Consider the following 12,621-nt stretch of genomic DNA (forward strand, 5'->3'; position numbering starts at 1 on the left):
AAAACCGCAGAACAGAGCTCATGTCCTATACTTATGTTAGATTCCGGCAGCTGTTAAATCCCTGATGCCTGACGCACATCCTGAGAGAACGTTTCTGAACTGATTTCGCAACTGCTCCTGCGCGCTAATGTCGCATCAGAGCAATGCTATGAAAATGAACCCCAGAGCGTGGTTTAACCGCTCCCGTATTCCGATGAATGCTGCCGAAAACGTAACGTTTTCGGCGAACGATCCTGCAAGCGAAAGCACTCCGCGGTCAGAACTCTTTTCGACTGCCCAGATGGAACGCTATGGTCAGAAGCTGGCGCGGACCCATAAAGTATCACCGGATAAACATCCCTATTATCTTCTGAAACGGCTTGGCGACAATGAGGCCGTTATCACCCAAAACTGCTATGAGCTTAATGCAGGTAAAAAGACCAGTATCATGCCCGCCGGGGAGTGGTTGCTGGACAATTATTATCTGATTGAGGAACAAATCCGTACCGTCCGCCAGCACTTGCCGAAAAGTTTTGGTAAAGGTCTCCCGTCGCTGACGTCGCCGCTGAATTGCCCAAGAATTTATCATATCGCATCAGAGGCCATTGCTCACGGTGATGGCCGCTGGGATGCCACCAGTCTGACCAGCTATCTCGCTGCCTATCAACAGGTGACGCCGCTGACACTAGGTGAAATCTGGGCATTACCGGGAATGCTGCGCCTGGCGCTGATTGAAAATCTTCGTCGTATCAGTATGGAAGTGATAAAAGCGCAACAGGACAGAAACCTGGCAGATACGTGGATAACCAGGATTTTCGAATGTGCAGAGAGTGCGCCTGGTGATTTAATTATGGTGGTTGCCGATTTGGCGCGCTCCCGTCCTCCGTTATCCAGCGCGTTTGTCGCAGAACTGGTGCGGCGTCTGCAGGGGCACGGCAACGCGCTGTCGTTACCTCTTACCTGGGTTGATCAGTGCCTTCGGGAACAGGGAGTCACCACTGACATTCTCATAAATAACTTCAATCAACAGCTTGCCGCCAGCCAGCTGTCTGTCAGTAACAGCATCGCAGGTCTGCGATTACTGGGTGAAACGGACTGGGCTGATTTCGCCGAAACGATAAGCGTCGTCGAACAGGCATTAAGAAATGATCCTGCCGGTATCTATCCCCGGATGCACTTCAATACACGGGATCATTACCGGCACGTAGTTGAGGTCCTGGCCAGAGACAGTGGGCTCAGCGAGCCTGAGGTTGCTGACAGGGTGCTGGCGCTTTCAGAGGAAAAAGCCCCCAATACACCGGAACATCATATTGGTTATTATCTCGCCGGCGAAGGTCGACAGGCACTGGATATACATCTTCTGGCAGACACCTCAAGACTCATACGCTTGCGGCACAGTTTCAACAGAATAACCCTGCTGTCATGGCTTGGCAGCCTGGCGTTGTTGACAACCGCAGCGACCGCGGCAATATTGCACGAAACTGCCATGCAGGGCGCAGGTTGGTTGTTAATCGCGGTGATATTACCTCTGGTTATCGCTTTAACTCAGTTAATGAGTGATTTACTCAGTGACGCAACCACCCGTTTTCGCGTTCCTCGCCCCTTGCCGGGGATGGATTTTTCAGCCGGTATTCCCGCTGACAGTGCCACTATGTTAGTCATTCCCTGCATGTTGACCAGCCACGAAAGTTTCAGCCAGCTCCTCACCAGCCTTGAAGTTTGCTGGTTGGGGAATGAAAACGAAAATCTCAGGTTCGCGCTGCTCACTGATTTTGCAGATTCTGAAAATGAACCCTCGCCGGAAAGTCACGCGCTGCTCAGACAGGCTATCGCTGATACGCAGGCGCTGAATCGGCGCTACCCCTCCGGCCGACCACGTTTTTATCTGTTACATCGTCAGCCTGAATGGAACCCCTCGGAAGGAGTGTGGATGGGCTACGAACGCAAGCGGGGAAAACTGGCGTTGCTGAACAGCTGGTTGCGCCATCCGGGAACCCAATTCGTCAGCGTTGCAGACATGCCGGCCCACCTTTTACCGGATCACATTAAATACGTCATTACCCTGGACAGTGATACGGTGTTGCCGCGCGATACGGCTCACAAACTGGTCGCGGCGATGGCCCATCCGTTGAATACGCCAGAGTATGATCCGGTACGCCAGAGGGTGGTCAAAGGATTTGGTATTTTACAACCCGGTCTTGCGGAGGAGATACCACGTAACGGTCAGGGGCGTTACGCCGCCCTGCGCAGCAGCATACCGGGTAATAACCCCTATTCTATGATGTCTTCGGATATCTATCAGGATCTCTTTGGGGAAGGATCGTTTGTGGGCAAAGGGATTTACGATGTTGACATTTTTATGCAGGCCACTGCCAATACCTGCCCGGAAAATCTGGTACTCAGCCACGATCTGCTTGAAGGATGCTATGCACGTTCGGGTCTGCTGAGCGAAGTGTTACTGTACGAACAGTACCCTAATAATTATCTGTCGGATGTTGCACGACGTTCACGCTGGATCCGGGGTGACTGGCAACTGCTTAACTGGCTAAAACCACGCGTCAGAAAAGCCGATGGTACCCGGGTCAGGAATCCGCTGACCGCGCTTTCTTACTGGAAATTACTCGATAATCTACGTCGCAGTCTGGTCGCCCCCTCCTTACTGATATTGCTGTTCTTCGCTCTGCTTTGGGTACCCAATCCGGTTTACTGGCTGGGCATACTGTTGCTGATATGGCTGTTGCCAGCCATCCTCTGCATTAGCCACGACCTTCTGCATAAACCTCTGCGTCGCCGCGTGAAGCCGCATCTGTTACTGGTGGGGGCGGGCGCGCTAAAGCGTCTGTCAGGTATCAGCCTTAATTTTGCGATACTGCCGCACGAAGCCGGATATTCGCTGAAAGCGATCGCCGTGACGCTATGGCGACTGGGGATAAGCAGGCGTCACCTCAGCCAGTGGGTCAGCCACAGCCAGGACAGCAGTCAGGCCAGACCCACTGTTGCACATTTTTATCAGGCGATGTGGCTGAACGTTGCCGGTGGCGTGGCGCTGACAATACTGACCGGACAATTTGCCCCACAGCTGCTGGGGATTGCGTTACCGATCGGTTTGGTATGGAGTGTGGCACCGCTGCTGATGAGCTGGCTGAGTCGCCAGCCCGTGCGTAAGGTTTTTTCGCCTAATCAGGAACAAAAACAGCTGTTACGCCAGACAAGCCGTGAAATCTGGGCTTTTTTTGAAACATTTGCCACAGCAAAAGAGAACTGGCTTCCGCCTGATAATTATCAGGAAATACCACAGCCGACGGTGGCACACCGAACTTCTCCTACCAATATTGGTCTTTCACTTATGGCTAACCTGACGGCATGGGACTTTGGCTACCTGCCTGGCGGAGAGGTGCTCCGGCGCGTGTCGCTCACGCTCGACACGATGGATCAAATGGAGCACTACCGGGGCCATCTCTACAACTGGTATGACACCCGTACGCTGGTCCCCCTAAGTCCACGCTATATCTCCAGCGTCGACAGCGGCAATATGGCCGGGCATTTATTGACCCTGCGTGCAGGCCTGTCCGCCATGCGTCATCAGCCTGTTTTAAGCAACCAACAGATACTGGCAGGACTGAACGATACGCTGGATATTCTGGAAAAACAGTGGGGTAAGAACCCACCTGACAGTCTGAGACTGCTGCGCAAGCATTGCCTGAACGCGGTGTCGCTCTCTCCGCAGGCGCTTTTCAGCGAACTGAAAAGCATGCGCACCCAGTGCAACCATCTGACCAGCGCATGTCATCAGGGATCTCCTCTTCAGATGCGCTGGGCTGGACATCTGGAGCATCAACTGGTTCAGCTTTGCCATGAGTGGTCTCTGTTGCTTGGCTGGTTGCCTGCATCCTGGAATGAACAGACGCTGCCAACGCTGAGCGAGCTTGCCCGTCCGACATTAACCGGTACAGGAACGCCTCCGGCGTCAGTGGCGGAGCAGGCCCGAATGCGACTTAATATTATCACCGAGCTGGAACAGCGGCTGGATGAGCATGCCCGGATGGATTTCGCCTTTCTGTACAGTGAAGCAACCAGTCTGCTCAGCGTCGGTTATAACTGTGACACCAATATGCCTGACAAGAGCCACTACGATCTCCTGCCGTCTGAAATCCGCCTGACCAGTTTTCTTGCCATTGCGACTAATCAGCTGCCTCTTAAAAGCTGGTACGCGCTGGGTCGATTGTTTACCACGATTGATAATGAAACTGCCCTGATGTCATGGAGCGGGTCCATGTTTGAATACCTGATGCCGAATCTGGTGATGCCCTCCAGCCCCGGCAGCCTGCTCGATGAAATGAGTCAGTCGGCGGTTATGCGCCAGATTCACTGGGGGAAAGAACGCGGGGTACCATGGGGTGTTTCTGAGTCTGGCTTTCATGCTTTTGATGTTCAGCATAATTATCAGTATCAGGCATTTGGCGTACCGGGGCTCGGTCTGCGCAGGGGACTTGCCGATGACATGGTTGTTGCTCCTTACGCCACGCTGCTGGCGCTGATGGTTTTCCCACAGAGAGCCTGTGAGAACCTGTTCAGGCTGCAAAAAAATGGTGCATGCGGAGAATACGGTTTTTATGAAGCGCTGGACTATACACCCTCACGTCTTGCAACCGGTCAGCTCTATGCGGTGGTACAGTCCTGGATGGCGCATCACCAGGGTATGGCATTTCAGGCGCTGGCTCATGTGCTGCTTGACGCCCCCATGACTGAACGCTTTATGTCCAGCACGGTATTCCGGTCAGCGAGTCTGCTGTTACAGGAGCGCGTGCCGGATGCGGTCGATCTGTACAGTCCGCGCCGTCATTTTGAATCTCATGAGGGCATGGTCAAACCCGTTCGCTATGAGCCCCGTATTTTCTATAGCGTGGATACCCCCGCCCCGGATATTCAACTCCTGTCCAACGGCCATTATCATCTGATGTTGACCGCGGGCGGCGGTGGTTACAGTCGCTGGAATGATATTGCACTAACGCGCTGGCGCAGTGATACCACCCGTGATAACTGGGGAGCATTCTGCTATATCCGCGATACCCAGACGGGAGATGTGTGGAGCAATACCTGGCAACCAACAGGCTACACCAGCGGACAAGACGAGGAAGTGTTGTTCACCGATGCGGGGGCAGAATTCAGACGCAGCTTAGGGGGACTCAGCGTCAAAACTCAGGTGGTGATCTCTCCGGAGGATGATGTTGAATTGCGACGGCTCACACTGATTCATCGTGGTCGTAAGCCTCGCTTTCTGGAGCTGACAACCTATGCTGAAGTTGTACTGGCACCTGATGCCAGCGATCTGGCACACCCGGCATTCAGCAATTTGTTTATTCAGACTGAGCTGGCTCCTGAGCGTGACGCTATTCTTTGCCACCGGCGCCCGCGCTCACCGGATGAACCGGGCTCTTGCCTGTTTCACATGATGGTGGTGCACGGCGATAACCGACATAACGTGTCGTTTGAAACGGACAGGGCAAGGTTTATTGGACGTGGCAGAAACCCTGCGAATGCACAGGCAATAGAGACGGGAGGGATGCTAGGCAACACGTCGGGCTCGGTGCTGGATCCGATACTGGCAATTCGCAACGCCATCATTCTGCAGCCGGGGCAGCCGGTTACGATTGATATCATTTATGGCATCAGCGAGACCCGTCAGCAGAGCCTGGCGTTGCTGGAGAAATATCGCGATTACCCTATCGCCGATCGCGTCTTTGAACTGGCCTGGTCTCACAGTCTGGTGGTATTGCGCCAGATGAACGCCAGTGAAGATGATGCCACGTTATTCAATAGTCTCGCCAGCGCTGTGCTTTACCCTGTCCAGGAGCTGCGTGCCGAAGGCCAGGCGATCGGCCGCAACCGGCGTGGCCAGTCCGGACTGTGGGGCTGGGCAATTTCAGGGGATCTGCCGATAGTGCTGCTGAGTATAACCAGCGAGGAAAGTATCACCTCAGTGACCACACTGATTCAGGCACACCGTTACTGGAGACAGAAAGGGCTGGATGTTGATTTGGTTATCCTGAATAACAGCCCCGGCGGCTACCAGCAGGGATTACAAAATCAGATTATGGAGTTAATTTATGCCGGGTCTGAAGCCAGTCTGCTGGATAAAAAGGGCGGGCTTTTTGTCCGGAACGGTGAGCATCTCTCCGCTGAGGATAAGTTGCTTTTGATGAGCGTGGCCTGTCTTTATCTTGATGACCGCGCAGGGGGTATTAATGAGCAGCTTAACCAGCGTATTCATACCCTGAAATCGCCGGCAAGGGCATTCATTCCGCGTGCTGTGCGCGAGCGTAATCAACATACGGACTGGAGCCCTGATACCAGTCAGTTATGCCATTTCAATGGGTACGGTGGATTTTCTCAGGATGGGCGGGAGTATCAGATCGTCCTTCGGGAAAATGCGCTTACACCGGCTCCCTGGTCGAACATACTGGCAAATTCTCGTTTTGGCTGTGTGATCTCAGAGGCAGGGCAGGCCTATACCTGGTATGAGAATGCCCATGAATACCGGTTGACGCCGTGGGAAAACGATCCGGTGAGCGATCGCAGCGGCGAGGCATTTTACCTGCGCGATGAAGAGAGCGGGGAGTGCTGGTCGCCGACGGCTTTACCTGTTCGCGGACACGGTGATTACCTGACCCGCCATGGTTTTGGCTACAGCGTTTTTGCCCATCGTGAGAGTGGTATAGACAGCGAGTTGACGGTCCTGGTTGCTGAAGAAGATCCGGTTAAACTGGTGCTCCTGACGCTCAGCAACTCTTCGGGACGGACACGTCAACTTTCCGTCACAGGCTATGTAGAGTGGACGCTCGGAGAAACACGAACGCGCTCAGCCCCTCACATTGTGACACATGTGGCCAGAACGCCCGGTGGCTGCGGGGTGCTTGCGAATAACTTTTATGGTGATAATGGTGGCGGCCGAACTGCATTTTTTGCCGTCAGCGGTAATGACTGTTCTCTGACAGGGGATCGCCGGGAGTTTATTGGCCGTAATGGTTCCCTTCACGCCCCTTCGGCCATGAAACTGCAAAAGCTTTCTGGTAAGACGGGGGCCGGTCTGGATCCCTGCGGAGCGGTGCAATCGGCGGTTACATTAATTGACGGGGACCAGAGGACGTTTATTTTTATCCTCGGCGCAGAGGAGAATGATGTTTGTGCTCAGGAGACGCTGGCCCGCTACATGAACGAGGATACGGTCCGCCAGGAGCTGAACCGGATTCATAATCACTGGCACAATGTTCTCGATAAAATCGTAGTTAACACCCCAGACACGTCCGTAAATTTACTGGTTAATGGCTGGCTGTTGTATCAGACGGTCGCCTGCCGTCTTATGGCCCGGAGTGGCTACTATCAGTCTGGCGGTGCATTTGGTTTTCGCGATCAGCTGCAGGATACGCTGGCTCTGAGCCACGCTGCTCCGGACCGGATGCGTGAACAGATAATACTCTGTGCATCACGGCAGTTTATCGAGGGGGATGTGCAGCACTGGTGGCACCCGCCACACGGCAACGGTGTGCGTACCCGCTGTTCCGATGACTACCTTTGGCTGCCGCTTGCTGTTTGCCACTATGTTGAAACGACGGGGGATATGGATGCACTGGAAATACGCATTCCTTATCTGGAGGGACGCTCGCTTCAGCCTGGTGAAGAGTCTGTCTATGACACGCCGGTCATCAGCGGCACCGAAGAGACACTCTGGTTACACTGCGTCAAAGCTATTCACTATGGACTTCGCTTCGGGGAGCATGGCCTGCCGCTGATGGGGGCTGGTGACTGGAATGACGGGATGAACCGGGTGGGTATCGAAGGCAAAGGTGAAAGCGTCTGGCTGGGCTTCTTCCTGTACGACATTTTGCAGCGGTTTGCAGCGCTGGCGGAGCGCAGGCTGGATGAAAGCGTCGCCGCGATGTGCCGTTCACAGGCTCTGCGCCTGCAAAGTAATCTCGAAGCCCACGCCTGGGATGGGGAATGGTACCGGCGCGGGTATTTTGACGATGGTACTCCCCTGGGATCGAAAACCTCACAGGACTGCCGGATTGATGCGATTGCGCAGAGCTGGTCTGTATTGTCCGGCGCCGCGAGCCCGGGACGGTGCGCAAAGGCCATGCAGGCGCTGGATAAGCACCTTGTGGATAACGAAGGAGGGCTGATCAAACTGTTAACGCCTCCTTTCGACGGACACGGTCTAAATCCGGGCTACATACAGGGGTACCTGCCCGGCGTGCGGGAAAACGGAGGGCAGTATACGCATGGCGCCATCTGGGCAGTGATGGCCTTTGCCCGAATGGGAAATGCCGGACGAGCCTGGCAACTCTGGTCAATGCTCAGCCCTATAAATCATACCCTGAATGCGGACTCTGTCGGGATTTATAAAGCTGAGCCTTATGTCATGAGTGCTGATGTCTACAGCGTCGCTCCCCATACCGGACGTGCAGGTTGGAGCTGGTATACCGGTTCAGCAGCCTGGGCCTGGCGTTTACTTACCGAGGAATTACTGGGGATAAAACGTTCCGGCACTGACTTTAGTGTTCATGCCAGGTTACCGGATGAGTGGTCGTCTTTTTCTATGGCATATCAATATGGTGAAAGCCATTATCAGATTAGTGTTTCACGCGGCGATGCAGAATATTGCGTGACGCTGGATGGTGTTCTCCTCCCTGATGACAGAATACCGCTGAAGGATGATGGACAAAACCATACGGTTGAGATCATTCAGAACTGACACTGATCCCGGAGGTGCATTAACGTCTGCCGTTAATGCGCTGATTATCCCTGAGAACATCAATCGCAGTCTGCATGGCGATTTTGTCATCCCGCCTTTTTTGTTTGTCCTGCATGACCTGAAGGTATTCCAGCAAGGTGCGGGTATTAATCGGTCGGCCCTGTTTACCCACAGCCAGCACGGCTTCGCCAAGAATAATTTTCACAGGCGGTAATTGTGCCGGATACCAGTCAAGGGTGTCTTCTGATTTCATCTTAAATTTCTCACGGAAGGGTAGTGTATCATAAATAAGACGTTCAATTTTCAATATCTGATATCCTGATTCAGACACAACTTAACATAACTTATGCCAGTTATTTTTATATTAAAGTGTATAATAATTACTCTATTCCTCAGAGAATTATTTATGTCTTATACAAATGGGCTCAGGTATTTTAAAGAAAGACCGGTTCATGTTGCCTGCCCGGTATGTGCACACAGAGCCGATCAGAAAGCAGGTAAACTAAGAAAAGATGCGGTTCTTGAGTGCCCTGCCTGCGGACTGTTGTTCAGACCTTCAGAATGCTGGTGTATCGGCGGCTGATCAGCTTCTGCCACGTAACGTCAGTGATGTCGGAAAATGACAACATTCCTCCTGTACTGCTGTTGTCGAGGGTATGATAATGAAATCTAAAAAATCTGTTTTTATTGAAGGGCATATCATGTCGAACAGCTGTCACGGACAGGCTGGCCAACTTTTCTGTATTCACCGGGTCAGGTTTAGTAATGGTAAATATGCGATTATTCGGGTGGCATCCGGGATATGTTTCAAACCAGGCGAAATTATTCAACGAAACGATTGTGAGTGGTTTTATAAACTTACCAAAATTCGGCTTCTTTCTTTTGAGTACCTTGATGATGATGAATCAAGAAGACAATTCCTTGAGTATCAATGATAAAACCATGGATTTATAACAGAATAAATTTGCTGGCTTACAATTCACCCCTGGCTCTTTAAATTATTCACCAGTCATTGGAAAATATTTTTTCCTGAATTTAGATGGATTTAAATTATCTAAAACAAAATGGTCGGGGAAGGCCGCGAAAGACAGAAAGTACCTATGAAGTTAGGGTGAATGCTTACATCACCATCGTGCCTATTCGTAATGATGGATCCAGTCAGATGTTCTCGGATAACGCACCTGCAAATACGTTTTAATATGCGGCAGTAAATAATAAATATTATTCCCACGGTGAAGGCCAAAGCGCCGCCATAGCAAGGTCTTGCGTGAATAGGCTGTTTTTAGCGGTATATCTAATCTTTCCGCAATCTCAGGCATAGACAACCCTTGCGCGTATAAATATAAGAAATCAACCTGCGCGGTGGTAAAACCTTTGGGATTAACATCACTGTTGGCGCAAAGGCTATTAACCTGTCTTAACTCCTTCACCACCAGACTTTTAAAGTCTGGCAGTGAAATATCCACATCCCAGTGATAAAATTGATTCAGAAATGTAAGGTTTAGCATCGATGATTTAAGCAACACCACCTTTGTATGCGGACTCAGCATACGCAATATGCTCATTTTTTTAATGTTATTAGAAACATCCAGAACATTGGATAGATCGAGAATGACAATAGCATCCTCGAGATGCTGATAAACATAATGACGAGTAAATTCCTTGCTGGATATAGCGTTGGCACCAATCAGATGCTGTAGCGCGATCTGCAAGTAATAATTATCGCTGATGAATATAAACTTTATAGAGTGGGTCGACATCTTGCTCATTCTACGTAACGATATCATTAAGGATATGCTTCCTGGTGATTCGTAATCATCCAGAACAGAATGTTTGCAGGCAATATATTTTTAATCCTATTTAGGGGCTTAAAAGCATTTATCATTTAGATAACCTCTTTTCAATATTGCCATTGTAGCGAAAATCCCACCGTCACCGGGCTCACGTGCATGTCACCCGGTTTCATTACCGGCACACCAGCAAAGAGATCGTAGCCAAGAGTGCCTGTCAGTCCACGCACGCCTAATGCCGCGCCAGCAATATGTTTCCCGCTCCAGTAATCGCCTTTCGAACCGCTGACCTCGCCATAATCAAAGCCAATATACGGCTGCATCTTTCTGGCCGGCAGGTTAAGGTTTATGTCATTACGCTGGTACCAGCCTTTATCGGCATATATCGTCGTTTCTCCGTCGAAGCCACGTACCGTCCAGCGGTTACCGATGGTGAATTTGTCTGGCTGGGTGAGTCGGTCTGGCGACGTTTGCTTCATAAAATGCGGCTCATAGCTCATCGACTGTCCTGCCAGGTTAAACGGCACTGTCGCGTCCAGACTCATGGTGAGGATCCTGGCCTGCGAATCGGCACTGCCGACCACTTCTTCGGCATCGGACTCTTCTCCGAACCAGTGGGCAGCACGCTGATATCCCAGGTTCGCTTTCAACTGTCCAAAAGAGAGATAAGCCTGGTGCTCAAGGTTTAATTTCCAGCTACTGGTATTTCGGTGCTGAACCTCAACTTCGACATCGTTAAGGAAATAGCTCGAATCGCGTTTAATGCCTTTGAAGCTCAGGGTGGTTTTCTGGCTGGCGTTTCTGAACAGAATGCGGCTTAACTGCGCGGTCAGTAATTTTTCGTCACCGCTGTATAAATAGCTGAAATCACCACTGCGGATGGTCTGGGTGTAGCGGTACTTCGTACCGTACAGATCCAACTGCCAGTATCCCCACGGAACGGAATAAAAGGCAGAAACGTTATCGGTCCGACGACCATCTTCGTTTTTTAACCCGCCACCGTAGGAGACGTAAAACAGGTCATTCAGTGAGGTCGGATTATCAAGATACAACGCAAAGCCGCTCTGATAGCGCCCGGTATATTTGCTGCCAGCGTCATCAGCCCATGCGCCCAGACGCCATGATTTTGGCTGCAAACGAGCCACTTCGACCTGCGTCTCACCAGGTTTAACACCGGGCACAAGATTAATTTCTGCGGTAGAACCCGGTACGCGCTGCAGGTTTTCCAGACCCTGTTCCAGACCGCGAAGATCGAGCACATCGCCTTTTCCCTGTGGAAAATTATTGATTGAATGGATGTAGTGCCCAGAATTATCTTTAAAAACAATATCGCTGATTTTGCCAGGAAGAATACGCAGGGTAAGCGTACCATTATTAAGATCCTGAGCGGGGAGCAAAATGCGGGTAGTGATAAAACCATGGGCAATTAAGCGATTCTGTATCGCCTTATGTAATGTTTTAATACCGTTGATACCGACACATTGCCCTTCAAGTTGCCGGGTTAAATCGCGGAAAATTAACCAGTGAGGCAGGGCACTGTTCTTCTCAAGAATGACATGTTTAATCAGATAACAAGGCTTTTCCGGTAATAGAACTAAACTCTCCGACAGTGTTGTTGATTCTGACGAAAGTAACGATTTGGCCTCGGGCGTAAGCAGATTACGCCGAGCCTCATCCTGCTGCTGCTGAAGAAGTGCCTGCTGATTAACAGAAGTTTCAGCATGGACCGAAAAAAAGACACTGCACAGTGAAGACATCACCGCGACAACAACACCGGGCTGGCGTATAAACATTTGCACTCTAACCACTTTTGGATATAAATATTGTCAAAATAAAAGAGCGCTCCGAAATATCGGAGCGTTCTTTAATTACAAGAAAAAGCATTTAAGATTAATCAGAGCATTCCGCCAACAGCAAAATCAGCAGTTTTAATCATATAACTGCCGTTCGCGTTCACGCTGACATCGGTGATGTAAACACCGTTTACCGTCGCGCCGGGATAATAATCAACGCCCTCAACCCAAACACCACCCTGACCATCTGGACCATTGGCATGAGGCCTGCCATTATTATCTGGTGCTGGTGCTGGTTCTGGTGTCG

At 51.2% G+C, this 12,621-nt stretch carries 7 protein-coding genes; 3 read left to right on the top strand and 4 right to left on the bottom strand.

Going from position 1 to position 12,621, the window contains the following annotated elements:
- Nucleotides 1-148: 148 nt before the first annotated feature.
- Nucleotides 149-8,731: a GH36-type glycosyl hydrolase domain-containing protein gene (locus tag UTM25_RS06755; protein WP_194399250.1), complete on the top strand. Its 8,583-nt coding sequence runs from the start codon at nucleotides 149-151 to the stop codon at nucleotides 8,729-8,731.
- Nucleotides 8,732-8,750: 19 nt separating this feature from the next.
- On the opposite strand, the gene UTM25_RS06760 is transcribed toward UTM25_RS06755, so the two are convergent.
- Nucleotides 8,751-8,984: a hypothetical protein gene (locus UTM25_RS06760; RefSeq protein WP_004132711.1), complete on the bottom strand. Its 234-nt coding sequence runs from the start codon at nucleotides 8,982-8,984 to the stop codon at nucleotides 8,751-8,753.
- Between the two features lie 153 nt (nucleotides 8,985-9,137).
- On the opposite strand from UTM25_RS06760, the gene UTM25_RS22610 reads away from it, so the two are divergent.
- On the top strand, nucleotides 9,138-9,314 hold the full coding sequence (locus UTM25_RS22610) for a YnfU family zinc-binding protein (protein ID WP_213076229.1): 177 nt from the start codon (nucleotides 9,138-9,140) through the stop codon (nucleotides 9,312-9,314).
- A 79-nt stretch (nucleotides 9,315-9,393) separates the two neighbouring features.
- Nucleotides 9,394-9,666: a hypothetical protein gene (locus UTM25_RS06765; protein ID WP_182015724.1), complete on the top strand. Its 273-nt coding sequence runs from the start codon at nucleotides 9,394-9,396 to the stop codon at nucleotides 9,664-9,666.
- 201 nt (nucleotides 9,667-9,867) lie between these two features.
- Here the strand turns inward: UTM25_RS06765 and UTM25_RS06770 are convergent, their stop codons facing one another.
- The 3 genes from UTM25_RS06770 to UTM25_RS06780 form a co-directional block, all read right to left on the bottom strand.
- Nucleotides 9,868-10,491: a hypothetical protein gene (locus tag UTM25_RS06770; RefSeq protein ID WP_320714510.1), complete on the bottom strand. Its 624-nt coding sequence runs from the start codon at nucleotides 10,489-10,491 to the stop codon at nucleotides 9,868-9,870.
- A 140-nt stretch (nucleotides 10,492-10,631) separates the two neighbouring features.
- The gene (locus tag UTM25_RS06775; protein WP_194399617.1) at nucleotides 10,632-12,314 is read right to left on the bottom strand and encodes a ShlB/FhaC/HecB family hemolysin secretion/activation protein; all 1,683 of its coding nucleotides are present in this window, start codon (nucleotides 12,312-12,314) and stop codon (nucleotides 10,632-10,634) included.
- A 101-nt stretch (nucleotides 12,315-12,415) separates the two neighbouring features.
- A partial coding sequence (locus UTM25_RS06780; protein ID WP_320714511.1) for a hypothetical protein occupies nucleotides 12,416-12,621 on the bottom strand: 206 nt, incomplete at its 5' end.

This window comes from Enterobacter sp. 61D5, from assembly GCF_034107965.1.
In the GTDB taxonomy this organism is placed as follows: Bacteria; Pseudomonadota; Gammaproteobacteria; order Enterobacterales; family Enterobacteriaceae; genus Enterobacter; species Enterobacter cloacae_M.

Excerpts from the sequence above, each read along its gene's own strand:
- UTM25_RS06755 (WP_194399250.1), top strand. The coding sequence starts at position 149 with ATGAAAATGAACCCCAGAGCGTGGTTTAACCGCTCCCGTATTCCGATG.
- UTM25_RS06760 (WP_004132711.1), bottom strand. The coding sequence starts at position 8,984 with ATGAAATCAGAAGACACCCTTGACTGGTATCCGGCACAATTACCGCCT.
- UTM25_RS22610 (WP_213076229.1), top strand. The coding sequence starts at position 9,138 with ATGTCTTATACAAATGGGCTCAGGTATTTTAAAGAAAGACCGGTTCAT.
- UTM25_RS06765 (WP_182015724.1), top strand. The coding sequence starts at position 9,394 with ATGAAATCTAAAAAATCTGTTTTTATTGAAGGGCATATCATGTCGAAC.
- UTM25_RS06770 (WP_320714510.1), bottom strand. The coding sequence starts at position 10,491 with ATGTCGACCCACTCTATAAAGTTTATATTCATCAGCGATAATTATTAC.
- UTM25_RS06775 (WP_194399617.1), bottom strand. The coding sequence starts at position 12,314 with ATGTTTATACGCCAGCCCGGTGTTGTTGTCGCGGTGATGTCTTCACTG.